General features: G+C 67.6%; 27 protein-coding genes. 15 read left to right on the forward strand and 12 right to left on the reverse strand.

Annotation, left to right across the window (positions count from 1 at the left end; translation table 11 throughout):
* Positions 1 to 102 precede the first annotated feature (102 nt).
* The 3 genes from ACFPOB_RS20320 to ACFPOB_RS20330 are packed head-to-tail and all read left to right on the forward strand — an operon-like array spanning position 103 to position 3,170.
* Entirely contained in the window at positions 103 to 693 is a 591-nt protein-coding gene (locus ACFPOB_RS20320) for a shikimate kinase (protein ID WP_377800218.1), read from the forward strand.
* Positions 690 to 1,835: a 3-dehydroquinate synthase gene (aroB, locus tag ACFPOB_RS20325; RefSeq protein WP_377800219.1), complete on the forward strand. Its 1,146-nt coding sequence runs from the start codon at positions 690 to 692 to the stop codon at positions 1,833 to 1,835. Before ACFPOB_RS20320 ends, aroB begins: the two co-directional genes overlap by 4 nt.
* Positions 1,836 to 1,844: 9 nt before the next feature.
* Entirely contained in the window at positions 1,845 to 3,170 is a 1,326-nt protein-coding gene (locus ACFPOB_RS20330) for an HlyC/CorC family transporter (RefSeq protein WP_377800220.1), read from the forward strand.
* Here ACFPOB_RS20330 and ACFPOB_RS20335 read toward each other — a convergent pair.
* Positions 3,160 to 4,332, reverse strand: coding sequence for a calcium:cation antiporter (locus ACFPOB_RS20335; protein ID WP_377800221.1), 1,173 nt, complete (start codon positions 4,330 to 4,332; stop codon positions 3,160 to 3,162). The two genes, ACFPOB_RS20330 and ACFPOB_RS20335, sit on opposite strands and share 11 nt — an antisense overlap.
* 148 nt (positions 4,333 to 4,480) lie before the next feature.
* Here ACFPOB_RS20335 and ACFPOB_RS20340 point away from each other — a divergent pair, with 148 nt between their 5' ends.
* On the forward strand, positions 4,481 to 4,876 hold the full coding sequence (locus tag ACFPOB_RS20340) for a hypothetical protein (protein WP_377800222.1): 396 nt from the start codon (positions 4,481 to 4,483) through the stop codon (positions 4,874 to 4,876).
* A 3-nt stretch (positions 4,877 to 4,879) separates the two neighbouring features.
* Here ACFPOB_RS20340 and ACFPOB_RS20345 read toward each other — a convergent pair whose 3' ends face one another.
* From ACFPOB_RS20345 to ACFPOB_RS20360, 4 genes are all read right to left on the reverse strand, one after another.
* On the reverse strand, positions 4,880 to 5,209 hold the full coding sequence (locus ACFPOB_RS20345; RefSeq protein ID WP_377800223.1) for a DUF1330 domain-containing protein: 330 nt from the start codon (positions 5,207 to 5,209) through the stop codon (positions 4,880 to 4,882).
* 108 nt (positions 5,210 to 5,317) lie between these two features.
* Positions 5,318 to 7,123: a glucan ABC transporter ATP-binding protein/ permease gene (locus ACFPOB_RS20350; RefSeq protein ID WP_377800224.1), complete on the reverse strand. Its 1,806-nt coding sequence runs from the start codon at positions 7,121 to 7,123 to the stop codon at positions 5,318 to 5,320.
* 189 nt (positions 7,124 to 7,312) lie between these two features.
* Positions 7,313 to 7,843, reverse strand: coding sequence for a CAP domain-containing protein (locus ACFPOB_RS20355; protein ID WP_377800225.1), 531 nt, complete (start codon positions 7,841 to 7,843; stop codon positions 7,313 to 7,315).
* A 4-nt stretch (positions 7,844 to 7,847) separates the two neighbouring features.
* Positions 7,848 to 10,436: a DUF3772 domain-containing protein gene (locus ACFPOB_RS20360; protein ID WP_377800226.1), complete on the reverse strand. Its 2,589-nt coding sequence runs from the start codon at positions 10,434 to 10,436 to the stop codon at positions 7,848 to 7,850.
* Positions 10,437 to 10,872: 436 nt separating this feature from the next.
* Between ACFPOB_RS20360 and ACFPOB_RS20365 the strand changes: the two genes are divergently transcribed.
* From ACFPOB_RS20365 to ACFPOB_RS20395, 7 genes are all read left to right on the forward strand, one after another.
* Positions 10,873 to 11,340 (forward strand): (2Fe-2S)-binding protein, encoded by a 468-nt coding sequence (locus ACFPOB_RS20365; protein WP_377800227.1) that lies wholly within the window; start codon positions 10,873 to 10,875, stop codon positions 11,338 to 11,340.
* A 78-nt stretch (positions 11,341 to 11,418) separates the two neighbouring features.
* Positions 11,419 to 13,614, forward strand: a complete 2,196-nt coding sequence (locus tag ACFPOB_RS20370; protein ID WP_377800228.1) for a xanthine dehydrogenase family protein molybdopterin-binding subunit — start codon at positions 11,419 to 11,421, stop codon at positions 13,612 to 13,614.
* Entirely contained in the window at positions 13,611 to 14,057 is a 447-nt protein-coding gene (soxX, locus tag ACFPOB_RS20375) for a sulfur oxidation c-type cytochrome SoxX (RefSeq protein ID WP_377800229.1), read from the forward strand. Before ACFPOB_RS20370 ends, soxX begins: the two co-directional genes overlap by 4 nt.
* A complete protein-coding gene (locus tag ACFPOB_RS20380; RefSeq protein ID WP_377800230.1) occupies positions 14,020 to 14,520 on the forward strand; it encodes a thiosulfate oxidation carrier protein SoxY in 501 nt (166 codons plus the stop codon). The genes soxX and ACFPOB_RS20380 overlap by 38 nt, the downstream gene beginning before the upstream one ends.
* Before the next feature lie 4 nt (positions 14,521 to 14,524).
* Positions 14,525 to 14,851 carry a thiosulfate oxidation carrier complex protein SoxZ gene (gene soxZ, locus ACFPOB_RS20385; protein WP_377800231.1) on the forward strand — a complete coding sequence of 109 codons (327 nt, stop codon included), beginning with the start codon at positions 14,525 to 14,527 and terminating at the stop codon, positions 14,849 to 14,851.
* Between the two features lie 35 nt (positions 14,852 to 14,886).
* Complete coding sequence (gene soxA / locus ACFPOB_RS20390; protein ID WP_377800232.1) at positions 14,887 to 15,609, forward strand: sulfur oxidation c-type cytochrome SoxA; 723 nt, start codon at positions 14,887 to 14,889, stop codon at positions 15,607 to 15,609.
* 209 nt (positions 15,610 to 15,818) lie between these two features.
* A complete protein-coding gene (locus ACFPOB_RS20395; RefSeq protein WP_377800233.1) occupies positions 15,819 to 16,757 on the forward strand; it encodes an alpha/beta hydrolase in 939 nt (312 codons plus the stop codon).
* A gap of 4 nt (positions 16,758 to 16,761) precedes the next feature.
* Here the strand turns inward: ACFPOB_RS20395 and ACFPOB_RS20400 are convergent, their stop codons facing one another.
* Positions 16,762 to 17,877, reverse strand: a complete 1,116-nt coding sequence (locus tag ACFPOB_RS20400; RefSeq protein ID WP_377800368.1) for an ROK family protein — start codon at positions 17,875 to 17,877, stop codon at positions 16,762 to 16,764.
* A 183-nt stretch (positions 17,878 to 18,060) separates the two neighbouring features.
* Between ACFPOB_RS20400 and ACFPOB_RS20405 the strand changes: the two genes are divergently transcribed.
* Genes ACFPOB_RS20405 through ACFPOB_RS20415 form a run of 3 tightly spaced genes read left to right on the forward strand, consistent with a single transcriptional unit; the run spans position 18,061 to position 20,549 of the window.
* Complete coding sequence (locus ACFPOB_RS20405; protein ID WP_377800234.1) at positions 18,061 to 18,540, forward strand: DUF2938 domain-containing protein; 480 nt, start codon at positions 18,061 to 18,063, stop codon at positions 18,538 to 18,540.
* A gap of 41 nt (positions 18,541 to 18,581) precedes the next feature.
* Entirely contained in the window at positions 18,582 to 19,817 is a 1,236-nt protein-coding gene (locus ACFPOB_RS20410) for a metal-dependent hydrolase family protein (protein ID WP_377800235.1), read from the forward strand.
* A 6-nt stretch (positions 19,818 to 19,823) separates the two neighbouring features.
* Entirely contained in the window at positions 19,824 to 20,549 is a 726-nt protein-coding gene (locus ACFPOB_RS20415; protein WP_377800236.1) for a polyamine aminopropyltransferase, read from the forward strand.
* On the opposite strand, the gene ACFPOB_RS20420 is transcribed toward ACFPOB_RS20415, so the two are convergent.
* A complete protein-coding gene (locus ACFPOB_RS20420; protein ID WP_377800237.1) occupies positions 20,546 to 21,289 on the reverse strand; it encodes an aspartate/glutamate racemase family protein in 744 nt (247 codons plus the stop codon). The two genes, ACFPOB_RS20415 and ACFPOB_RS20420, sit on opposite strands and share 4 nt — an antisense overlap.
* A gap of 227 nt (positions 21,290 to 21,516) precedes the next feature.
* Here ACFPOB_RS20420 and ACFPOB_RS20425 point away from each other — a divergent pair, with 227 nt between their 5' ends.
* On the forward strand, positions 21,517 to 21,705 hold the full coding sequence (locus ACFPOB_RS20425) for a DUF3008 family protein (RefSeq protein ID WP_377800238.1): 189 nt from the start codon (positions 21,517 to 21,519) through the stop codon (positions 21,703 to 21,705).
* Between the two features lie 34 nt (positions 21,706 to 21,739).
* Here the strand turns inward: ACFPOB_RS20425 and ACFPOB_RS20430 are convergent, their stop codons facing one another.
* The 5 genes from ACFPOB_RS20430 to ACFPOB_RS20450 form a co-directional block, all read right to left on the reverse strand.
* Entirely contained in the window at positions 21,740 to 22,273 is a 534-nt protein-coding gene (locus ACFPOB_RS20430) for a GNAT family N-acetyltransferase (protein ID WP_377800239.1), read from the reverse strand.
* Between the two features lie 158 nt (positions 22,274 to 22,431).
* Positions 22,432 to 23,280 (reverse strand): DNA adenine methylase, encoded by an 849-nt coding sequence (locus ACFPOB_RS20435; protein ID WP_377800240.1) that lies wholly within the window; start codon positions 23,278 to 23,280, stop codon positions 22,432 to 22,434.
* Positions 23,281 to 23,734: 454 nt separating this feature from the next.
* A complete protein-coding gene (locus ACFPOB_RS20440) occupies positions 23,735 to 24,187 on the reverse strand; it encodes a hypothetical protein (RefSeq protein ID WP_377800241.1) in 453 nt (150 codons plus the stop codon).
* Between the two features lie 44 nt (positions 24,188 to 24,231).
* The gene (locus tag ACFPOB_RS20445; RefSeq protein ID WP_377800242.1) at positions 24,232 to 24,501 is read right to left on the reverse strand and encodes a hypothetical protein; all 270 of its coding nucleotides are present in this window, start codon (positions 24,499 to 24,501) and stop codon (positions 24,232 to 24,234) included.
* Complete coding sequence (locus ACFPOB_RS20450) at positions 24,501 to 24,821, reverse strand: hypothetical protein (protein ID WP_377800243.1); 321 nt, start codon at positions 24,819 to 24,821, stop codon at positions 24,501 to 24,503. The genes ACFPOB_RS20445 and ACFPOB_RS20450 overlap by 1 nt, the downstream gene beginning before the upstream one ends.
* Positions 24,822 to 24,828: the final 7 nt, after the last annotated feature.

Here is a 24,828-nt window from a genome sequence, read left to right on the forward strand (position 1 = left end):
CGGCGCTACGGGCCCGACCGAACCGCCTCGGTCAAGCTGCTGTGCATCGCACATGGCGGTACCGCGATCCTCATGCTAGAGCGGCTTCAAGGAATTCAGTCGATGACGATGGCGGAAACGATCGAACAGGTGGATCGCATCGCCTTGCGCGCCGCGCTCGGCGCGCGGGCCGTGGTGCTGGTCGGCATGATGGGCTCGGGCAAGAGCTCGGTGGGCAAGCGCCTCGGCGCCCGCCTCGGCCTGCCCTTCGTCGATGCCGATACCGAGATCGAGACCGCTGCCGGCATGACGATCCCCGAGATCTTCGCCCAGCGCGGCGAGAGCGAGTTCCGCGACGGCGAGCGCCGGGTCATCGCCCGCATCCTGACGACGCGCGCGCCGCTTGTGCTGGCGACCGGGGGCGGCGCCTTCATGAACGCCGACACCCGCGCCCGCATCGCCGAGCTCGGCGTCTCGATCTGGCTCAAGGCCGAGTTCGACGTGCTGATGCGCCGCGTCCGCAAGCGCAGCAACCGCCCGCTGCTGCAGACGGCCGATCCCGAGGCGACGATGCGCCGCATGCTGGCCGAGCGCGAGCCGGTTTACGCACTCGCCGACATCACCCTGCTCTCGCGCGACGATCCGCACGAGGTCGTGGTCGAGGATGCGCTGGCGGCGCTGGACCAGCGGCTGCGCGAGGAGAGCACGCGATGAGCGCCGCGGTCCCTGCTCCCGCCACCGCAGAGCCCATCGTCGTGCCGGTCGCGCTGGCCGAGCGCTCCTACGATATCCTGATCGGCCGTCACCAGCTCTGCGAGGCTGCCGAGACGATCGCCCGCCGCTTCCCCGGCGCCCGTGCCGCCATCGTCACCGACGAGAACCTGGCCGCCCTCCATGCGCCGGCGCTCGAATCCTGCCTGCATCGGGTCGGCGTCACCACGACGCGCCTGACCGTGCCACCGGGCGAGGCGTCCAAATCCTATGCCCGTTTCATCGAGCTCTGCGACGGGCTGCTCGCCGCCAAGATCGAGCGCAACGACCTCGTCATCGCGCTCGGCGGCGGCGTCGTCGGCGATCTCTCGGGCTTCGCCGCCTCAGTGCTGCGCCGCGGCGTTCGCCTGATCCAGATTCCGACCAGCCTGCTTGCCCAGGTCGATTCCTCCGTCGGCGGCAAGACCGGCATCAATTCCAGCCATGGCAAGAACCTGATCGGCGCCTTTCACCAGCCGGCTCTGGTGGTCTGCGACACTGCGCTGCTCGATACGCTCAGCGAGCGCGAGTTCAAGGCCGGCTATGCCGAGGTGGTGAAGTACGGGCTGATCGACGATGCCGGCTTCTTCAACTGGTGCGAGGTCAACTGGCGCCGCGTTATGAAGGGCGGACCGGAACGTGACCACGCGGTCGCGACCGCCTGCCGGGCCAAGGCCGCAATCGTGGCGCGCGACGAGCGCGAGGACGGCGACCGCGCCCTGCTCAATCTCGGCCATACCTTCGCCCATGCCCTGGAGCGGCTGACCCGCTACGATTCCACCCGGCTCGTCCATGGCGAGGCCGTCGCGATCGGGCTTTGCCTCGCCTTCCGCTTCTCGCAGCGGCTCGCCCTCTGCTCCGGCCAGGATGCCGAGCGCGTCGCGCGGCACCTCGCAAGCGTCGGGCTGCCGACCCGTCTGCAGGACGTGCCCGGCGCCGCCGGCACGGCGGCCGAGATCGTCGAGGCGATGACCCAGGACAAGAAGGTCAAGCGCGGCGCGCTGACCTTCATCCTGGCACATGGCATCGGCAAGGCCTTCATCGCGCCGGGCGTCGCCACCGAGGCCGCCCTCGACTTCATCGAAAGTGAACTCGCAGGGGCCTGAGCTTCCTCCATGGTCGCCATTCCCCATCTCGATCCCTGGCTCGCCATCGCCATCGTCGCGCTCGGCGTGCTCCTGACCGGCTTCCTTGCCGCGGCCGATGCGGCGCTCCATGCGATCTCGCGCGCCAGGCTCGTCCAGCAGGAAAAGGCCGGCAGCCGCCGCGCCGCGATCGCGCTGCGCGTGCTCGGCGACCGCGAGCGGCTGAGCGGCGTCTTCCTGCTGGCGCGAACGCTGGTGAAGACCGCGACGGCGAGCTTCGCCGCCTATGCCGCGCTCGCCTCCTTCGGTGCCAGCGGCGCGGCCGGGCTCGCGATCGCGGTCGCCCTCATTATCGTCGTGCTCGGCGAGCTCGCCCCACGCATGGCGGCCGTCGCCGAGCCCGAGCGGATGGCGCTCAAGCTGGTGCGGCCGGTGGCGCGCCTGCTCGCCGTGCTCGGTCCGCCGGTCCGGCTGATGCAGTGGTTCGCGCGCCGCTCACTCGGCCTATTCGGGCTGCGGATCGACTCGCAGCGTCCGGTGCTGGCGATCGACGAGATCTTGCGCGACCAGGTTGAGCTGATGCGCCAGGAGGGCACGGTCGCGAAGGCCGACGGCGACATGGTCAGCGGCCTGCTCGACCTGAAGCAGCTTGAAGTCGCCGATGTGATGATCCACCGCACCAAGATGCGCACGATCAATCTCGACCTCGGCCCCGAGGCGATCGTGCGCGAGGTGCTGGCCTCGCCCTATACCCGCATGCCGCTCTGGCGCGACAAGCCCGAGAACATCGTCGGCGTTCTGCACGCCAAGGACCTGCTGCGCGCGCTCGATGCCGCCGGCGGCGACGCCTGCAAGCTCGATGTCGCGACCATCGCGCTCGAGTCCTGGTTCGTGCCGGTGAACACGCCGCTGCCCGAGCAGCTCAAGGCCTTCCTCGCCCGCAAGACGCATTTCGCCCTCGTCGTCGACGAATATGGCGAGGTGATGGGGCTGGTGACGCTCGAGGACATCCTCGAGGAGATCGTCGGCGACATCCGCGACGAGCACGACATCGCCGTGCCCGGCCTGCGCCAGCAGCCGGACGGCGCCGTCATCGTCGATGGCGGCGTGCCGATCCGCGATCTCAACCGGGCGATGGACTGGCAGTTGCCCGATGACGAGGCGACGACCATCGCCGGCCTCGTCATCCACGAGGCTCGCGCCATCCCCGATGCCGGCCAGGCGTTCACCTTCCACGGCTTCCGCTTCGAGGTGATGCGCAAGAGCCGCAACCGTTTGACGGCGCTCAGGATCGCTCCGGTGGGCAATGGCGTGCCGGTCCAGCCGGAACCGGCCGCCGCCTCGGTCAGGGGCTGAACACCAGCACCAGGAAGACGAAGAACACCGAGAGATGCACCGCCCCCTCCAGCATGGTGGTGCGCGTGCCGGTGAAGGTCAGCGTGCTCAGAAGCAGCGTCATCGACAGGATGACCATATTGGTGCCGGAGAGGCCGAGCACGACCTCCTGCCCGGTGGCGAGGCCGATGACCAGGACCGCCGGGACCGTCAGCCCGAGCGTCGAGGCGGCGGCGCCGAGGCAGAGATTGATCGCCCGCTGCAGCTGATTGGCGGTGATCGCCTTGAGTGCCGCGATGCATTCGGGCGTGAACACCACCATGGCGATCAGGATGCCGCCGAGCGCGACCGGCGCGCCGAGCCGGGCGATGCCGAAATCCAGCACCACGGCGAGGCTCTTCGCCAGGATGACGATCGGCAGGATATTGGCGAGCAGCAGCACGACATGGCGCGAGGTCGAGCCTGCGGCAGGCGAATGCGATGGCTCATCGACAGGCTCCGGATCCGGCGCCGGGATTGATCCGGGCTCGCTGTCGACTTGCATCCTGGCCCGGACATAGGCCGCGCCGTAAGGCATGTTCGATTCGCCCGCCGGTTCCTTGAAGAAGACGCTGTGCCGGCCGGTCTGCAGGATCAGGAACGCGCCGTAGAGCAGCAGCGTGAACAGCGAAAACGCGATCGACTGGAAGGTCGTCAGCGTGCCGTCGGCCGTCGAGGTGGTGAAATTCGGCAGCACCAGCGGGATCAAGGTGAGCGGGATGATCACTGCCAGATAGGCCGAGGCGCCCTTGAGGTTGTAGCTCTGCGAGAAATGCCGGAGGCCGCCGATCAGCAGGCCAATGCCGACGACGCCGTTGAGGACGATCATCAGCACCGCGAACATCGTGTCGCGTCCGAGCGTCGGTGCGCCCTTGGCGCCCAGCATCACCGCCGAGATCAGGGCGACCTCGATGATGACGATCGAGAGCGTCAGGATCAGCGTGCCATAGGGCTCGCCGAGCCGGTGCGCCAGTTCCTCGGCCTCGTGCACCACGCCGAAGGCCGACCAGACGATCACGCCGAGCAGCCAGGCGAAGATCAGCAGCGACGGTAGCGGAGCCCCTAATTGCGCCAGCAATGTGCCGCCGAAGAGCTGGAAGGCTGCGACCGAGGCCCAGGCGCAGGCGAGACGGGCGATCATCATGTCAGGCAATGGATCCGTCGTTGAAAAATGGAGCTCGGCGAGTAGACGCCGAAAATGATCTCACAACGGCAGGTCCTTGACACGCGCTGTTTGCCCGCGTGCTGCAATCCTTCGCAATAGCGCCACAAAGCAAGTCGAGAGCTGTGCGATGAGCACGTCCAGCCTTCGCCCTTCCCGCCTCGTCTTTCTCGCTGCAGCTGCGCTCTTTGCCGGCGCGCTCGCAGCGCGCGCCCAGCCGGAGCCGAGCTTCCGCGCGAGCTGCAGCCAATTGCGCACGGCGCTTAAGTCGCTGGCCGGCCGGGAGGGCGAGCTCGTCACCATCCAGGTCGAGGGTCCGTTGACCATGGTCAAGACCGGCGCCGGCCTGACCTATCTCGGCCTGTGCCGGGCGCCCGATCCGCAGGTGCTCTGCGTCACCTATGACGACAACGGCCGGAAAGCCGGCGAACGTGTCGTCGTCAGCGGCAGCTGGGAGCAGTTCGGGCCAGACCACGTCAAGCTCGACCCTTGCCTGCATCACCCGCCGGACGAGCCGGCGCCCTGATGGTCAAGCGAGCTTGGCCAGGAAGTCGGTCGCCTTGTAGCCGTCAGGCACGCCGTCGAGGATGATCGCGGCGCTGCGCGAGTTCCCCGTCCTGAGCGCCAGGATCGCCTGATAGCCGGGCGACATATACCAGCCGCGAGCGGCAGCGATGTCCGGGAAGGCGATGACGACGAGATCGCCCTCCCAGGGCCCTTCCATGACCTCCGGCGTCGCGCCATGGATCAGGAAGCGGCCGCCGAAGGGGATGAGCGTTTCGTCGATGCGCTTGATGTAGTCGACGATCTCGGCGTTCAGTTGGACGTCGCGCAAGTGGGCGATGGCATAGGCGGTCATGATGCGGGTTCCCGTGCGAAGCGGGCTCGAAGCCCGCGATGGCCGGGACCATGCGACAGGGCTGGCGGCAGGTCGATTACCTCGCGGGTAAGCGGAAGGACGCTTTGCTCAGCCGTCGACGATGCCCTTGCTCGCCAGCGACGACACGGTCGCGACCGGCTTGTCGGTGACGAGGTACTGCGCCCGGGCCAGTGCGGCGAAGCGCCCGCCCTTGGCGACGAGCTCCTCGAAGGAGCCCATCTCGATCACCTTGCCCTGCTCGAACACCAGGATGCGGTCGGCATTGCGGATGGTGGCGAGGCGGTGGGCGATGACGAAGGTGGTGCGGCCTTTCATCACCTCGTCGAGCGCCTTCTGCAGCTTCACTTCGGTCGCCGCATCGAGGGCCGAAGTCGCCTCGTCGAGGATCAGGATCGGCGGGTTCTTGAGCAGAGCGCGGGCGATCGACAGGCGCTGGCGCTCGCCGCCCGAGAGGGTGCGGCCGCGCTCGCCGACGATGGTGTCGAGCCCGTCCGGCTGGCGCGCCATCACCTCGGTCGCCTGCGCCCGGTCGAGCGCCTCCATCATCTCGGCATCGGTCGCGTCCGGCTTGCCGACGGTCAGGTTCTCGCGGATCGAGCGCGCGAACAGCATCGGTTCCTGGAAGACCACGCCGATATTGCGCCGGAGCGAGAGCAGCGAGATCTCGCGGATGTCGCGGCCATCGGCAAGGATGCGGCCCGATTGCGGATCGAAGGCGCGGTGAAGCAGGCCGAGCGTGGTCGACTTGCCAGAGCCGGTCGAGCCGACGATGGCGATTGTCTCGCCAGCCTTCACCTCGAAGGAGACGTCGGCGACGGCGGCGCGCTTGCCGTCATAGGAGAACGAGACGTCGTCGAAGGCGATGCGGCCCTCGAGCCGGCCTGCATCGGCCGCACCCGGCAGGTCGCGCACCGCCGGCAGCGTGTCGATCACTTCGAAGAATTCGCGCATCTTCGGCGCCTGCATGAAGATGAAGTTCACGAAGGCGACGATCTGCTCGAGCCGGCCGACCAGCATGGTGGCGAAGCCCATGAAGGTGACGATCTCGCCGACCGTGGTCAGCCCCTGCATCAGCAGCCAGGTGCCGACGACGAAGATGGAGAGCACAGTCAGCGTCGCCGAGGCGCGGGTCGCGACGGTTGCGACCGCCCACCAGGTCAGCACCGGAATCTGCGCTTCGAGCAGGCTGGTGATGGTGTTGCGCAGGCCGCGCACCTCGGCCTCGATCCGGGTGAAGCTCTGGATCACCGGCACGTTGCCCAGCGCGTCGGAGGCGCGCTCGGCGAGGCTCGAATGATAGGCCTCGACATTGCTCTGCAATTTGTCGGTCTTGCGCAGCACGAAGGCGGTGAGCGTGCCGAACAGCACGACGAGGAAGATCAGCACCAGGCCGAGCTGCCAGTTCTTCCAGAGCGTGAACGGCAGCAGGATGAAAAGCGCGACGAAGCTGGCGCAGTGCTCGCGGAAGAAGGAGAGCCAGAGCGCCCACATACCGCTGGTGCCCTCCAGCATCACTTTGAGGACGCGGCCGGAATGGGTCTGCGTGTGGTAGGCGAGCGGCAGGGTTAGCGCATGCTCGAAGTAATTCGCCATCACCGCCAGCCGTCGCCGATGCGCCAGCCGGTCGGCGAACAGCGCGACGAAGACGCCGGCTGCGATATTGAACAGGCCGAAGCCGACCCAGGCGGCGAGCAGGACGCTGATGTCAGCCCAGCTCGGGCGCGTGCCGGCGGTCTGCAGGCTGGTCAATTTGTCGATCAGCGCGCCGAACAGCATCGGCTCGGCGAAGGCTGCGCCCGCCAGCGCGATGTTGGCGATGGCGAGAATGAGCCCGAGGCGCCGTTCCGGGCCGAGCTCGCCGAGGACGCGGGCGTAGATCGCAAGCAGAGACATCGTGGCGCAGCTTTAGACAACGGCGCGACGTGAGCAAGCCCTCTGCCTTAACGCCTCCTTCAATCGCAGATCCCTATCGTTTCCGCGAATGCGTCGGCAAGGAGTGGTGGCACTTCACGCTGGCGAACGAGCCTTTCCCGAGGACGCCTTTCGATTTCGCGATCGAATGACCGCCTCAGCCGCGCTCGCTCACGGAGCGACCACCAGCGCCCAGTAGACCTGATATTTCGACCCGGCTGCATAGGCCGAAGCGATGCCCATGCGCGTCGCGTTCGGCGCCTTCATCACCCGGTCGTGCTGCGGCGAGTCGCGCCAGCCCGAGAAGGCCTCGGCGAGGCGGCGATAGCCGGCCGAGAGATTGGCTTCGGCGCCCGGCTGCCCGGCCCGCGCCAGCTTGGCCTTCACCGCCTCGGCCTGGGCCGGCTTGTCGGCGGCGGCCATGGCGGCCGCCTCCTGCTCGGCCGCCTGCATCAGGTCCGGATCGAGCTTCAGCGTCCCGAGACCGGCATTGAGCCGATAAGCCGAGATCGTCGCGCGCGCCGCCTCCGCATCGACCTTTGCCGAGGGCGAGCCGAGATCGCGGTAGAAGGCCGGTTGCGTCCGGACCGGCTCGGTGCAGCCGGCGAGGTTCAGCACGGACAGCGCTGCAGCGAGCGCGGCAGGGCAGCTCATCGAGCGCCGCCTTTGCTCGGGCACCGGTAGCGCGGGAAAAAGGCGCATCGCATCAGTCCTTGCTCTCGTCCTTGCCGCCGCTCGCGGCCGGTTCTGTTCTGGCGCCCGGGGAGGCCGGCGCCTCCTCCGGCTCTTCCTCGACCTCGGGCGCCGGGCCAGAGCGCTTGACGCTGACGCGCCCGCTCGCCGGCTTGGCACGGCGGCCGACCTCCTTCGAGACCGCCGCGGCGATCTCGCCGAGCGAATGCTCGACGCCTTCCAGTCCCCTGACGGTGAGCTCGGCCCCCGGAGGCGGCACCTCCAGCTCGCTCAGGCGCCTGTGGATGACATAGTTGAGATCGCTGGTGACGCGCCCGACGATGTCGACCTCGCCGACGACGCAGATCAGGTCGAAATCCATCGTCGCCGTACCGAGCTTCTTGAACAGCACGTTCGGCGGTGGCTTCTTCAGCACGTCGCCATGCGCCTCGCCCGCGTCGAGCAGCATCGCGCGGACCTCGGTCGGGTTGAGCGTGCGCGGCACGCTGATCGAGATCAGCACCCGGCCCGTCCGGTCGGAGCGGACGCGGTTGCGCACCACGCCCGAGACCAGGTTCGAATTCGGCACGATCACCGAGGAGCGATCGAAGGTCTCGATCTCGGTCGAGCGGACATTGATGCGCTTGACGATGCCCTCGGCGTCGCCGACCAGGACCTGATCGCCGACGCGGATCGGCCGCTCCCAGAGCAGGATGAGCCCGGAGACGAAGTTCGACACCACCGACTGCAGGCCGAAACCGATACCGACCGAAAGCGCCGAGGCGACGAGGGTGAGCCGCTCCAGGCTGAGGCCCAACGAGGAGAAGCCGACGGCCGCCGCCGCCGCGTAGCCGACATAGCCGGCTGCGGTCGTGATCGAATTGCGCAGGCCGGTGTCGAGCGAGGTCGTCGGCAGGAACTTGCCTTCCAGCCAGCCCTGCAGCGAGCGCGTCGCCGCCAGCCCGAGCGCGAACAGCATGATCGCCACGACGATCGAGGACAGCGAGACCGTGACGCCGCCGACCTGGAAGCCGAAGAAGGCGGCCCGCAGCGAGGTCAGGAAATCCGTCGATTCCAGCCCCCAGGGCGCCAGCGCCAGCATCACCGTGACGACGATCAGCACGATCTTGAGCGCGCCTGAGAGCACCACCGCGATTTTCTGCAGCGTCGCCGCGCGCAGGCCGATCCCGGCCCGGAGCGTCAGCGCAAGGCGTCCCTCGCCGGTGAGCTGGCTGCTGATGCCAAGCTCGATCAGCTGCATCAGCAGCACGAAGACGGCGGCGAGAATGCCGAGCCAGATCACCTGCTCGGTCAGGAAGGTCGCCAGCACGACATAGCCGAGCAGCAGCGACAGGAGGACAGCGACGCCGACGACCCAGCCGAGAATCCGCACCGGGCCGAGGCTGGCGCCGTCGACCGGCACATAGGGGCCGAGGCACGCCTCCTGCTCGATCTCCTGATTGTCACGCAGGCGGTAGAGCCCGACGATCAGGATGACCGCGAAGATGGTGGCGAAGACGCCGCGCACGATGATCGATAGGGTCAGGCCCGCGGCGATCGCCTGCAGCCAGGCCTCGAAGACCTTGCCGATCGCCATGACGATGACGAGCGAGCTCGCCATCCAGGTCACGGTTTTCGCCGTCGATTCCATCACACTGGCGAGGCGCCGCTGCGGCTCGCCGGGCGCGAACAGCGCATCCACCAGCGCCTGGACGAAGGCGATCAGGGCGAGGCCGAAAACGATGGCGAGGATGACGGGCTGGATCCGCGGCGGCAGCAGCCCGGCGGTGTTCAGGGCGGCATAGATCAGCCAGCTCGCCAGGGCCGGCGGCGCCGTGCGCGCAACAACCCGGATCAACGCCACATAGAGCATGTGGCGATCGCTGGAATCGACGCTGCGTGCCAGCCGCGCCGTCAGCCGCGGCATATAGCGGGCCCGCGCCACGTAGAGCGCGATCGCACCGAGGAAGGAGAGCGCGACCAGGACGCCGCGCGGGCTGAACAGCGCCGTGGTGAAGACCGAGAGCCAGTCGCCGAAGATGAATTGCGAGGCGCGCAGATCGGCCGGGAAGGCCGTCAGCGTCGTCGACCAGACCTCCGGATTGAGGATCGAGGGGCCGGCCGCGAACAGCGCCTTGGCGAAACGGTCGCGCCTGAGATCGCCGATCGAGCTCTGCAATTGCTCGGCCTGGAGCAGCGTCGCGCGCCCGATCTTCAGGGTTTCATCGGCCTCGGCAAAACTCTTCGTGCGCGTGTCGCGCTCGCGCGCCACGTCCGGCGTCTCAGGCGGTGCATTGGCGTCCGGCTTCGCCCCGAGCTGTTCGAGCCTGAGCCTGGCCTGCTCGGTGCGCGGCACCTGCTCATCGGTAAGGAGCCTCAATTGATCGAGCAGAGGTTGCAGGCGCAGGCGCTGGCGCTGCAACTCATCGTCGGAGACGTTCGGATTGGTGAGGGACGCCTCGATCTGGGTGAGCTCGCCCCTGATCGAATCGAGGCGCGCGCGGGGGCTTGCGGGGTCGGCCGGTTGCGCCAGCACCGTCAGCGGGAGCAGCAGCGCCAGCGCGAAGAGCGCGGCGCCGCCGCAACGCCGGAAGGCACGGTCGAGGCCGGATATCATCGACATTACGGTCCTGCCGGGCTGATTCGCATGGTCGCGCAGCCTCGCCATTGCGCGGGGCCGAAAGCAAGCATCTCCGGCGAAACGGCAGCATGGCGGCGTTCGCAACTTTGCAGCGCTGGCGGGCGATGATCGTGCAACAGCATCACATTCCTGTGAGAGCACGCCGCAGCCGACGCACCAGAGGCTGGGTGTCTTCGGCGGAAAACCGGACAGCATCATGGCGGCGCTGATGAAAGCCGCGCGGATCGCAGAGCGGGTGCCCGGAAACAGCCCAACGGGACCGTGATCGCCGGTGACCATACTACCTCTGGCGACAAGCGCGCTTCTGGGTTTGAATTCCTCCAAAGAACACCTCCGGCTGCTGACGGGCCGGTATGTGCATCAGGCGAGGCGCGCTGGCTCTCTCGCCAATCTTGGAATCGAAACCGGGAGGTTTGCGGTGGCTAAGCTCAGCATCAACGGCAAGACGATTGACGTGACGGTCGAGGACGACACGCCCCTGCTCTGGGTGATCCGCGAGCAGATCGGCCTGACCGGGACGAAATACGGCTGCGGCGTCGCTCAATGCGGCGCCTGCACCGTGCATATCGACGGCGTCGCCACCCGCTCCTGCACCATGCCGGTGAGCGCCCTGACCGCCGAGCAGAAGATCGTCACCATCGAGGGGCTCTCGCCCGACGGCAACCATCCGATCCAGAAGGCCTGGATCGAGCACGACGTGCCGCAATGCGGCTTTTGCCAGAGCGGCATGATCATGGCCGCCGCCGCACTGCTCCAGGCCAATCCCAAGCCGAGCGATGCCGACATCGCCGCCGAGATGACCAATATCTGCCGCTGCGGCACCTATAACCGCGTCAAGGCCGCCATCAAGGACGTCGCTGCCGGCGGCCAGCTCGGCCGCGGTTGATCCGAATTTCCCCTTTTCCTGCGCGCGGCTCGAGCGCCACAGCCTCGCCGCAGCGCCATCCGCAATCAGGAGGACGCCATGAGTCTAGCCTCTTTGACCGATACCAAGCTCTCCCGCCGTTCGATCCTGAAAGGCTCGGCCGCAGCCGCCGGCGCCTTCAGCTTCGGCTTCTCCGTTCCCCTTGCCAGTGAGGCGCAGGCGCAAGGCGCGGCGCCGGAGATCAATGCCTGGGTCGTCGTCCATCCCGACGACAAGGTGGTGATCCGCATCGCCCGCTCGGAAATGGGCCAGGGCACGCTGACCGGCCTCGCCCAGCTCGTCGCCGAGGAGCTCGATTGCGACTGGGCCAAGGTCACCACGGAGTATCCAACGCCCGGCCAGAACCTCGCCCGCAATCGCGTCTGGGGCAATTTCTCGACCGGCGGCAGCCGCGGCATCCGCGAATCTCATGACTATGTCCGTAAGGGGGGTGCAGCGGCCCGGATGATGCTGGTCCAGGCCGCCGCGGATGGCTGGAAGGTGCCGGCTAGCGAATGCAGCGCCGTCAAGGGTGTGATCACCCATAAGGGCTCCGGCCGCTCGATCCGCTATGGCGAGGTCGCCGCCGCGGCCGCCAAGCTCCAGGCCCCGGCGCCGGCCAACGTCCCGCTCAAGGATCCGAAGGACTGGACCATCGCCGGCAAGCCGCTGAAGCGGCTCGACACCGCCGACAAGACCACCGGCAAGAAGGTCTACGGCATGGACTTCACCTTGCCGGGGATGCTCAACGCCGCGATCAAGGACTGCCCGGTCTTCGGCGGCAAGGTGAAGAGCTTCGACGCCGCCAAGATCAAGGACATGCCGGGCGTCAAGCATGTCCTGCCCGTCGGCGACAGCGCCATCGCGGTCGTCGCCGATACCTGGTGGCGCGCCAAGACCGCGCTCGACGCACTGCCGATCACCTGGGACGAGGGCGAGCACGCCAAGGTCTCCAGCGAGAGCATCGCCGCCTGGCTGAAGGAAGGGCTCGACGCCCCGCAAGCCGCTGTCGGCAACCAGGCCGGCGACGTCAAAGGCGCCATCGCCAATGCCGCACGCGTCATCGAGCAGGTCTATTCCTATCCGTTCCAGAACCATGCCTGCATGGAGACGATGAATGCGACCGCGCTCTATACCCCGGAGCGCTGCGAGGTCTGGACGCCCACGCAGAATGGCGAGGCGGCGCTGGCTGCCGCAGCCGAAGCATCCGGCCTGCCGCTGGCCAAATGCGAGGCCTACAAGATCGATCTCGGCGGCGGCTTCGGCCGGCGCGGCGCGGTGCATGACTGGGTGCGCCAGGTCGTGGCCATCGCCAAGCAGATCCCAGGCACGCCGGTCAAGCTGATCTGGTCGCGCGAGGAGGACATGCTGCACGGGCGCTTCCACCCGGTGACGCAATGCAAGCTCACCGGCGCGCTCGACAAGGACGGCAACCTGACCGGCCTGCGCATGCGCATCTCCGGTCAGTCGATCGTCGCCGGCATCTTCCCGCAGAACATTCAGAACGGCCGCGATCCTGTCGTCTTCCAGGGACTGAACCCGCCCGGGCCGGAGGCCTCGATCGGCTACACCATCCCGAACCTCCTGATCGACCACGCTATGCGTAACCCGCATGTGCCGCCGGGCTTCTGGCGCGGGGTCAACCTCAACCAGAACGCGATCTATCTGGAATGCTTCATCGACGAGCTGGCGCATGCCGCGGGCAAGGACCCGCTCGACTATCGCCGGGCGCTGATGAAGGACCATCCCAAGCACCTCGCAGTGCTCAACGCGGCCGCCGAAAAGGCGGGCTGGGGGACGAAGGCGCCGGACGGGGTCTATCGCGGCATCTGCCAGACCATGGGCTTCGGCTCCTATGTCGCGGCCGTCGCCGAGGTCTCGGTCGATGCGCAGGGCAAGCTCAAGATCCACAAGATCACCGCCGCGACCGACCCTGGCCACGCCGTCAACCCGGCCCAGATCGAACGTCAGGTCGAGGGCTCATTCGTCTACGGGCTCTCGGCTGCGCTCTTCGGCGAGTGCACGGTCAAGGACGGCCGCATGGTCGAGGAGAATTTCGACACCTATCCGGTGGTGCGGATGGAGGACATGCCGGCGGTCGAGACGGTGATCGTGCCCTCCGGCGGATTCTGGGGCGGCGTCGGCGAGCCGACCATCGCTGTTGCCGCGCCGGCGGTGCTGAACGCGATCTTCGCCGCCACCGGCAAGCGGGTGCGTAACCTGCCACTCAAGAACACGGATCTGCGCAAGGCGTGAGGCCTGCCGCGATCCGGCCCGCGCTGATCGTGCTGGCGCTCGCGAGCGCGCCAGCAGCGGCGCTCGAAGCCTACGAAGTCGTCGGCGACGCGATCCCCGCGCCGCTCGGCGGCAGGATCGGCGATCCCGAACGCGGTCGAGCACTCGTGCTCGACCGCACGCAGGGCAATTGCCTGATCTGCCACCAGGTGCCGGAGCCGAACGAGCCCTTCCAGGGCACGATCGGCCCGGACCTCGCCGGCGTCGGCGCCCGGCTCGATGCGGGACAGCTACGTCTGCGCCTCGTCGATGCCGGCCGGCTCAACCCGCAGACGGTAATGCCGCCTTATTTTCGCGTCGAAGGATTGCGAGACGTTGCCCCGGCCTTTCGCGATCGGCCGGCGCTGAATGCCCAGGAGATCGAGGATGTCGTCACCTATCTCGCCAGCCTGCGCGCGCCCTGAACCGGCGCTCTCGCGCCGCGAGGCCATGGCGGCCGGCGCCGCCGGCCTCGCGCTCGCCGCCTTGCCTGTCCCCGCATCTGCTCAGGTCGCTGCACCGCCAACCATCGCCGAGCTGATCGCGCGCATCACCGAGGGCTCGGTGCCCGAGCGCGGCAGGATCAGCTTCGACATCCCGCAATTGGTCGAGAACGGCAATTCCGTTGATGTCGCGATCCAGGTCGAGAGCCCGATGACCGATGCCGACCATGTCCGCTGGATCCATGTCATCGCCGAGAAGAACCCGTTTCCCGACGTTGCCCGCTTTCATCTCTCCCCGCGCAGCGGCCGGGCCGACATCCGCGCCACCTTGCGCTTGGCCACCTCTCAGAAGGTCGTCGCGATTGCCGCGTTGAACAGCGGCGGCTACGTCATGGCCGATGCCGACATCGTGGTCACCCTCAGCGCCTGCATCGACGGAGGCTGACCCAATGGCATCGTTCAACGCCCGCATCACCATGCCGGCTGAGGCCAAGGCCGGCGAGATCGTCGAGATTCGCGTCCTCGTCCGCCATCCGATGGATCGCGGCGGCCAGGTCGATTCCGAAGGCCGTGTCGTCCCGCGCAAGATCCTGAACCGTTTGACCGTGACCTATGCCGGCGAGCCGGTGTTCCGCTACGACATGCATACCGGCGTCTCCGCCAACCCCTTCGTCAGCTTCACGACCCGTGCGGTCGAGACCGGCGACCTCACCTTCGAATGGCGCGAGGATGGCGGAGCGACCTTCACCCGCACCGCCCGTCTCGTCGTGACATGAGCGCTGTGGGGCGCGCTCTTGCAGCAACCCTCCTCGTGCTGACGGGCGCCGCGGCCGCGCAAGAGATCAAGCCGGGCAGCGCTTTCCTCTCACCGCAGATGCAGCGCCAGCAGGAGGATGGGGCCCGCAATCCCGGCTGGCTCTGGGTCGAGCAGGGCGAGGAATTGTTCAGCCGCCGCGACGGTACAAGCCCGACCTGCGTCTCCTGCCATGTCGATCCCAAGCAGAGCCTGCGCGGCGCAGCCGCACGCTATCCACAGGTCGATGTTACCAGCGGCAAGCTGATCAATCTGGAGGGTCGCATCGAGCAATGCCGGATCGAGCGGCAGAAGCAGCCCGCCTTCGGCTATGAGAGCCAGGAGTTGCTCGGGCTCACCGCCTATGTCGCCTCGCTCTCGAGAGGCGTGCCGCTGTCGGTCTCGGCCGAGGGCGCGGCCAAACCCTATTATGAAGCCGGCAAGGCCTTCTACGAGCGCCGGCAGGGCCAGCTCAATCTCGCCTGCACGCAGTGCCATGACGGTCTGGTCGGCCAGAAGCTGCGTGGCGACACGATCAGCTACGGCATCGGCACCGGCTATCCGGCCTACCGGCTCGAATGGAACGGGATCGGCTCCCTGCACCGGCGCTTGCGCGCCTGCTCGCTCGGCGTCCGGGCGACGCAGTTCGACTACGGCTCCGACGATTATCTCGCGCTCGAACTCTTTCTCGCCGTGCGGGCCAAGGGGCTCGCGCTGGAAGCTCCGGGCCTGAGACGCTGACATCTCTCCAGTTCGAGTCGTCCCGGACAAGCCGCGTCAGCGGCGCCGATCCGGGACCCATGCCTGAGCCTTTCCGAATGAGGTTCCGGAATGGGTCCCGGTCTTCGCTTCGCTGCGCCCGGGACGAACGTGGATATCGGGGACATCCTATTGGCGACGGCTACGCGAGCCGTCACGATCCCGGCACAGTCCTGTCGGAGAGGTCTGGAATGCTTCGCCTGCCTGCCTTCGTCGCCTTCATGCTGGTCGCCACCGCCGCCATCGCCCAGCCCGATGCCGAGCCGCCGGCCTCGGCAGCCGGGGCCACCGCGTCGCCGCCGCCCTTCGTGCTCAAGGGCACCGAGGTCAGGACCATCCGCGCCAAAGCCTTGCAGCGCGACTATGAGATTTTCGTCAGCCTGCCGGACTCCTATCAGAGCCAGCCACGGCGGCGCTTTCCGGTGCTGTTCGTCACCGATGCCGACTATGCCTTCCCGCTGGTGCGCAGCATCGCGCGCCGGGTCGGCAATCGGGCGCAGGGGCTGGAGGAGTTCATCCTCGTTGGCCTGTCCTACTCCGTCGGCGACACGCCCGAATACAGCCGCCGGCGCGACTATACGCCGACGCCGAACGGTGAGAAGACGCGGGATCCGTCCGGCAAGCCGCCGGTCTTCGGCGAGGCTGAAGGCTATCGCCGCTTTCTCTCCGAAGAGCTGATGCCCTTCGTCGCCGCGACCTATCGCACCGACACGACCCGCAGCATCTATGCCGGCCATTCCTATGGCGGGCTCTTCGGCCTCTACGTGCTGCTGACCGAGCCGAAACTGTTCTCGCACTACATCATCGGCAGCCCCTCGCTCTGGTTCGACCAGAAGGTGCTGTTCCAGCGCGAACGGAGCTATGCTGAGGCCAACAAGGAATTGAAGGCGAACGTGCTGATGGCGATCGCGTCCTATGAGACGATCGACAAGGCCTCGGGCGATCCGCGCTACAATGGCAAGACCGACATGATCGCCGATCTCAGGGAGTTCGAGCAGGCGCTGCGCGCGCGCAATTATCCCGGCCTCAAGCTTTCGAGCGAGATCATCCCCGGCGAGGACCATCTCACCGTCTTCCCGGTGATCGTGACGCGCGGGCTGCTCTGGGCGCTGCCGGCGAAGCGGGACTGACGCTTCAATCCTTCTTGCCCTTGCCGTCCTTCGGCTTGTCTTTGTCCTTGTCCCGGCCCTTCGGCTTCGCCCGGTTTTGGAAACTGGCATTGCCGAGCCCGGTGCCGATGGTCAGCACCGCCCAGTGCTCGACATCCTGCATGAACGGCAATTCGCTCAGGCCCTGGACCACGGCGTCATTGTGCATGGTCACGACGGTGTCGTGCTTGCCGATCTCCGGCGCCATCTCGCGAATGCTCTCGACCAGGTTGAAGCGGCTGCTCGACCAGTTGCCCGGCAGGTTCTGGGCGCCGCGGTCGATCGCGCCGTCAGGCTCGATCAGGCCGGGACAGCCGACGCCGATGAAAGGCGCGACCCGCAGGCCCTCCCCCTCGGCGTGCCTGATCTGCTCGCGCAGCATCTTGCCGAGGCGCTTCACCGCCTCTTCCCGGCTCGGCTCTTCGTCGGCATGGCGCCAGAGCTCGGTCTCCCAGACGCGGGCCTTGCTGAGATCGGGAGCCTTGTCCTGGCGCAGCTCGACGATGCCGGCGCGGATGTTGGAGCCGCCGATATCGACCGCGACCAGGCTGTCATAGGCTTCGAAGATCCATTTCGGCGCGAGGTGGGCGCTGCCGACCAGCCCGGCCTCGTCGGAATGATGGCGCACCGGCACGAGCTCGATCGTGTAGCCCTCGGTCTGCAGGATGATGCCGGCCCGCGCGATGGCGAGCTCGCCGATCCGGCTCTGGCGGAAGCCGCCGCCGACGACGATGCGCTCGACCGGGCTCCAGGCCTTCTGGCGCAGGAAGCGGCGGATGACGAAGGCGAGCGACTGGGCGAAGCGCTCGACAGCCGACAGCACCAGCGCCGCCTCACGGGCAGTTCCCTCGGTGATGAGCTTGTCGAGCTCCGACTTGCTCAGTGTCTTGCCGGCATCCGCCAGCGGATCCTCTCCCGCCTCGGCGAGGTGGCCTCGCAATTCGGCGAGATGATCCATGAAGGCGCTGCGGCTCGCCTTGTCGCCGAGGAAGCCATCGGCATCGCGGATTTCGAGATTGTAGCTGGTGACGATGACCGAAGGCAGCTCCCGTGCCCCATGCGGACCGGTCGCGTTCGCCTTGCTCGCCGTCGCCACTGCCATCACCGCCCCCGTCGTGAAAGTCACGCGGGGAGAACGAGCGCGCCCCCCTGGCGGTTCCTGCGCCGCGCGGCCGCATGCCCCATCTGCGCTGCGGGCGGGACATTCAACCTACTGGCGATTGACCCCACTGCGTCCTTTCGCCTCCATAGCCGGCGGCGCGCTTTGCGGCCTGGGGGACTGTAGATGCTCGAAGTGATCGGCCGCTCGCTCGCGATCGGCATCGGCGCGACTGCCTTGCTCGACCTCTGGGCGCTGTTCCTCAACCGCGCCTTCGGCATTCCGCTGGCGAACTGGGCGATGGTCGGGCGCTGGTTCGCCTATCTGCCGCGTGGCCGCTTCATGCACGACACCATCGCCGACACGCCGCCGGTCGCAAGCGAGCTCGCGATCGGCTGGATCATGCACTACCTGATCGGTGCACTCTTCGCCGCGATCATCCTGCTGATCTGGGGGCTCGACTGGGCCCGCAATCCGACGCTGCTGCCGGCCCTGATCGTCGGCGTCGTCACCGTCGGCTGCGGCTGGTTCATCCTGCAGCCGGGCATGGGCTTCGGCCTCGCCGCCAGCAAACGGCCGAACGCCAACCAGGTCCGGCTGATCGGACTGATCAACCACGTCGTTTTCGGGCTGGGCCTCTGGCTCGCCGCGCTGCTGCTGCGCTGAACTGCGCCTCCCGAACTTTCAAAGGCAAGGACGGAAAACCCATGGCCGCGACCCTGTTCCACAATGCCCGCATCGTCGACGGCACCGCGCCCGAGCGGGCCGCGCCGGTCTCCGTCCTGGTCGAGGGCGGGCTGATCCGCGAGGTCGGCAAGAGCTTGCGCTCCGACAAGGCCAGGGTGATCGATCTCAAAGGCCGCACGCTGATGCCCGGGCTGATCGACGCCCATGTCCACGTCATCGCCGGCCTCGCCGATCTCGGTCGCAATGCCGCCCTGCCCGACTCGCTCGTCACGGTGCGCTCGTTGGTGATCATGCGCGAGATGCTGCTGCGCGGCTTCACCACGGTGCGCGATGTCGGCGGCGCCGATTTCGGCCTGAAGCAGGCGACCGAAGAGCACGACTTCCCGACGCCGCGCCTCGTCATCTCCGGCAAGGCGCTGAGCCAGACCGGCGGCCATGCCGATTTCCGCGGCCGCTACGACGACCGGCTGGCGCCGACGACGCGGCATCGCCTCGGCGCGCTCGGCCGCATCTGCGACGGCGAGGCCGAGGTTCGACGGGCCGCGCGCGAGGAGCTGAAGGGCGGCGCCGACTTCATCAAGATCATGGCCAATGGCGGCTGCGCCTCGCCGACCGATCCGATCCATTTCCTCGGCTTCTCCGTCGGCGAGCTGGAGGCGGTCGTGGAAGAGGCCCGCATGGCCGGCACTTACGTCTCGGCCCATGTCTACACGGATGAAGCGATCCGCCGTTGCGTCGAGGCCGGCGTGCATTCGCTCGAGCATTGCAACCTGATCAAGGCCGAGACCGCCAAGCTCGCAGCGAATAACGGCGCCGTCGCGGTGCCCACCCTCGTCACCTATGACAAGCTCACCAGCGAGGGCGGCAAGCTCGGCTTCCCGCCCGATTCCGTCGCCAAGGTCGAATATGTCCGCGCCGCCGGCATGGAATCGCTGGCGATCATGAAACAGGCGGGCCTCGCCATGGCCTATGGCAGCGACCTGCTCGGCGAGATGCATCGCCATCAGTCCGAGGAGTTCGTCATCCGCGGCCGCGCCCTGCCGGCGCATGAGGTGATCGGCGCCGCCACCCATGTCGCCGCCAGGCTGCTGAAACTCGAGGGCAAGATCGGCACGGTGGCGCCGGGCGCCTATGCCGACCTGATCGTCGTCGACGGCGACCCGCTTGAGGACCTGTCCCTGCTGACCCGCCAGGGCCGGCACATGCCCGTCATTATGAAGGCCGGCGCCTTCATCAAGCGCGCCCGGCTGGACTGACGGCGCATGAAGCCCTGGACGCAGCTCGACGCCGCAGCAATCCCCGGCGGCGGCACGCTGAAGCTCATGCGCCGTGGCGAGGACGAGTTCTCGATCACGCTCGGCCATAACGAGCTGATGAACTCGCGCCTCAAGGGCTCGGAAGAGGCGCTGGCGAGCCTCGCCATCGACAGGATCGGGCCGCGCCCAGGCCTGCGCATGCTGATCGGCGGACTCGGCATGGGCTTCACGCTGCGGGCGGCGCTTGCCGCGCTTCCGGCCGATGCCGAGATCGTGGTCGCCGAATTGATCCCGGCGGTGATCGCCTGGGCGCGCGGGCCGCTCGCTTCGATCTTCGCCGGCTGCCTCGACGATCCCCGCGTCACCCTGCGCGAAGCCGACGTTGTGGCTGCGATTCGCGAAGGTCCGAGCCGCTACGACGCGATCCTGCTCGATGTCGATAACGGTCCGGACGGGCTGATGGTCGAGTCCAACGACCGGCTCTACGACCATTCGGGCCTCGGCGCTGCAAAGGCGGCCTTGCGATCAGGCGGCGTGCTCGCGGTCTGGTCAGCGGGGCCGGACCGCAGCTTCACCCAGCGCCTGCGCCAGGCCAGCTTCGCCGTCGAGGAGAAGACGGTACGCGCCCGCGCCGGGGCCGGCGGCGCCAAGCACATGATCTGGCTGGCGGCCCCTCAAGCCAACGGAGCCGCCACAAGGCCTTTTCAACCTGTCCCAAGAAGGCGGCGCTAGCGCTCGCCCAGCAGTCGCGACAGGCCGGCGGAAAGCCCAATGCTCGGCACAGGCGCCGGCAGCGCCAGATCGCCTTGAACCGGTTTGGACGGTGGATTGCGCGCCGCGTCGAGTACCGCGGCGAAGCCCGCCTGGACCGAACAGATCACCGGCACGCCGACATGAGGCTGGACCCGGGCCGCGAGCCCGGCGAGGCCGGCGCCGCCCAGGATCACCGCCTGCGCCGCGTCGCGCGCGACCGTGCGCCGGCAGGCTTCGGCCAGCAGCGCGATCGAGCCGTCCGGATCGGCCGCGATGTCGCCGCCGGTCGGCGCCACCGTCTCGATGGCGGCAAGTCGGCCGTCCAGCCCGAGCGCGGCGATGAACTCCGTCAGGATCGGCCCCCAGCGCTCGCCGCCAGTCACGATCGAGAAGCGTCCGCCTTGCGCCGCCGCCTGCCGGCAGGCGGCTTCGGCCATGCCGACCACCGGGACGCCCGCGATCTCCTTCAGCGCCATCAGCCCGGGATCGCCGAAGCAGGCGAGATAGACCGCGTCGCACCCCGCCCCATGCTCGGCAAAGGCGTCCAGCGCCGCATGCCCGGCGATGGCGCCGGCGCTGCGACTGGAGATATAGCGCGCGCCGAAACGACCGGTCGCCGCCACGAGCTCGACACCAGCTGGCGTCATCGGCGCCAGCACGCGCAGGACCAGCTCGGTCATCTCGGCGCTGGTGTTCGGATTGAGGACGAGGATGCGCAAGATGATCTCAACGGGCGAGGGCTGGCGGCCTTGGGGTCTTCTATCAAGAGCCGTGCCACGAGCTTTGCCGCGCCCACTGCTCGCGAGCAAGGGCCTCACCAGCAAGCGCAAGCCTGCAGTGTTCGCAAGATCGCCACGCGAAGCGAGCCGGCTTGGAGCTGTAATCCGGAACCATCGCCGCATGCACGGGTTGCTGGCTCGACAGCCCTCACATCGGAGGATGGACGATGCCAGCCAAATCGAAGGCGCAGCAGAAAGCCGCCGGAGCAGCGCTTGCCGCCAAGCGAGGCGATATCCCCAAGAGCGAGTTGAAGGGCGCCTCGAAGTCGATGGCCAAGTCTATGACCGAGAAGGAACTCGACAAACTGGCCTCGACCAAGCGTAAGGGCAAGCCTGAGCACGTCACGAAGCACTGAGCGAAAGGCTGCGCGGCCTCGTGCCGGTCTTAGGTTACGACGCTCCCTTGGACCGGGCATGCCGGTAGACAAGATCGTCCGGGTCCATCCGGTCTGCATTGGCATCCAGACGCGCCCCTAGCCGCTCTGCCACTGCGATGGAGCGCCGGTTGCGCGGATCAACATAACTGACCAGCGTCTCGAGGCCGAGCCGCTCGAAGGCCCAGTCGCGCAGAGCGGCGGCGGCTTCGCTCGCATAGCCCTGTCCCTCATGCCCGGCATAGATCAGCCAGCCAAGTTCTTTCTCAGGGAAGAGCGGGCCGTGATTGATGCCGACCTGCCCGATACAGGTCCTGCCCGGCAGATCGATCATCGGCGCGCCATGGCCGAACAGCGCCCATTGCGCAACGTCATGGCAGAACAGGCCCCAGGCGCCGCGCCGATCATAGGGGCCGCCCATATATCGCGCCCGCTCCGAGGCGAGGAAGTCGGCATAGTCGGAAAAATCGGCTGCGACGGGGGCGCGCAGGATCAGGCGGTCGGTCCGAATCGTCGGCGGCACATTGGAAGGCAAGGTCGACCTCGGCATCGCCAGCAGCGGCTCCACCGATCGGATCGGCAACCGGCCTGTGCAGCGGAAAAGGAAACTGGCGTCCCGGAAGGGACTGTGAACAGTAGCCGAATCCAACGGCTTGGCGAAAGGTTCGCCATTGCATGTCGCCCGCCTGTTCTCACGGGTCGCCACAGCTAAGTGGCGAACAGATCGGGCGCCGGCGGTGGCTTCAGCGCCAGCCCGGGCGGCGTGATGATAAGCTCGCGCGCCTCGGTCGCCGGCCCGTCCGATATCGTATAGGTCAGCGTCACCTCTTCGATCGCGAACCCTGCGAAGACGCGCCGGATCTCCGGCGTGTCATTGATCGAGAGGACGAACGCGCCCTTGATACCGGCGAGCTGCTCGGCCAGGCGCAGGAAGTCGCCGCGGCTGAAGACGCCGGAGCCGTAATCCTCCTCTCCGCCGTAATAGGGCGGGTCGAGGTAGAACAGCACGCCGGCGCCGTCATAGCGGCCGATAAGGTCGGGGAAGGGAAGATTCTCGATGATGACGCCGGAGAGCCGTTCGCTGAGATCGGCCAGCGCCGGCGCGAGCTTGGTCACATCGAATCGGCCTGGCAGTCCAGGCGATACGCCGAAGCTCCTCCCGGCGACCTTGCCGCCGAAGGCGAGCCTCTGCAGGTAGAGGAAACGCGCAGCGCGTTCGAGGTCGGTCAGCGTCGCCGGATCGACATGCAGCAGCCGCTCGAAGTCGCGCCGGCTGGTCAGCTGGAAGCGCAGCATGTCCATGAACGCCACATAGTGGCGCTGCAGGATGCGGAAGAGCGTCGCGACATCGGCCGAGACGTCGTTGATCACCTCGGCCTTGGGCGCGAGGCGCCGGCGCAGGAAGACGCCGCCCATGCCGACGAACGGCTCGGCATAGGTGTGGTGCGGCACTCGCTCGATCAGCTCGGCGAGCCTCGCCGCGAGCTGCTTCTTGCCGCCGATATAGGCCGCCGGCGGCCGAGCCTGCCGGACCGGGGAAAATGCGAACTCACCCATTGAGAACATTCCGAGAACATGCAACCGTTATCGAGCGCGCCGGTGCGCGCGGCGGGTTGCCTTCATCGGATCGACAGGCTTCGCGGGACCTTCTGCCAGGTCGGGCCCGCGGCGGGCGGCGCTGCGCGCGCCGTTCGCCCCGCCGTAGCGGGGCTGAAGGAGGTCGAAATGCGAAACCCGAGACGGGCCTATAATAAGGACGGCTCGATGGTGCCGCCAGCGACGGTCGGCAGCCAGCGAGCGCTAGGGCTGCACCGCGCCGAGGTCTGGTGCAACCCTTGCGTCCGCTACTGCGAGATCAGCACAGACGATCTGCCCGCAGAGCTGCCGATTCCGGATATCTGCCTGCGATACGTTTGCCGTCTCTGTGGCGGCAAAGATCTCTCGTCGCGCGGCAGCGTTCACGAACACTATCGTCAGGTCGACGCCCTGCGAGCTCGATCGCGATAGTTGATCAGTCGGCGTCGACGAGGACGGTCAGCCCGGCCACGACCAGTACGGCCAAGGCAACCAGCGCGCCGATCTTGATCCACTGCCGCGTCGGCACACGGCCAGCGACGGCTTCAGGCGCTATCAGGTGGCAGAGGGCGCCGACGCAGCTGAAGGCGATGTGGAAGCCCCAGGCGCCCGAGTTGAGCCAGTCCACAGGCTGACCGGACAATCGCCAGAGGATCGACCCGGATCGAGCATAGAGAACGCCGGCCCATGAGGCGAAGATGCCGACAGAGAGAATGTCGGCACCGTCGATCAATCCACCTTTGCGGAAAGCCATCCAGGCCAGGGGCGCATACGCCACGACGATACCGGCAGCGAGCGCCAGCACCATGATGTTCCCGATCTCGATCGCTTTCTGCGGGCCCAGCGTCGCGATCGCGGCCGGGTAGCTCAGCACGACGCCGACGAGCATGGACGCCAACGCGGCCCGCCGCAGAGTGTTGGTAGGCATATCCATCAGTGCTGATCCTTACGGCGGAGTGATCGCTGTTCTTCGCTGACGCGCTCGATGAGGTCCTGGAGCAGGGCCCGGAGCGGCCGGCCTTCGGCGATGCGACGACTGCCGACCGCCTGGACCGCGAGTGCGGCCTCTTCGTTCTCATCCATGGCGCGCTTGAGCTCGCGCATGCTGCGGGCGCGTTTGTCTTCCTCGATCCGCGCCAGGCTCTCGCGCAGCTGCTGCCGCTGTCGGCCGAGCGGAGACCAGTTGAATTGCCACCACTTCATCAGCCGCCTCCCCGATCGAGGCGCTCGACGTCCTTCTCGAGACCGTCGATCGCGGCCTGCATCAGCTTCACGGCTTCCGCGACGGCGCGGGCCGAGTCGGCCGCCCGCTCCTGAACAGCGGTGTTGCTCCGCATCGCCTCGGTTGATGCAGAGACCGCCTTCGTCACCTCTTCGATGATGCGCAGCAGATCCGTCGTGAACGACTTCTGGGAGGCGTCGAGCCGTTGGATCAGCTGATGCCGGTCCCACAGCAGGTACAGGACAACGGCCCCCCAAGGGCCATTGCCGAGCAGGAAGGAAGAGAGGCCGGTGATGTCCACAGCGCCA

Source organism: Allobosea eneae, from assembly GCF_042657265.1.
GTDB lineage: Bacteria > Pseudomonadota > Alphaproteobacteria > Rhizobiales > Beijerinckiaceae > Allobosea > Allobosea eneae.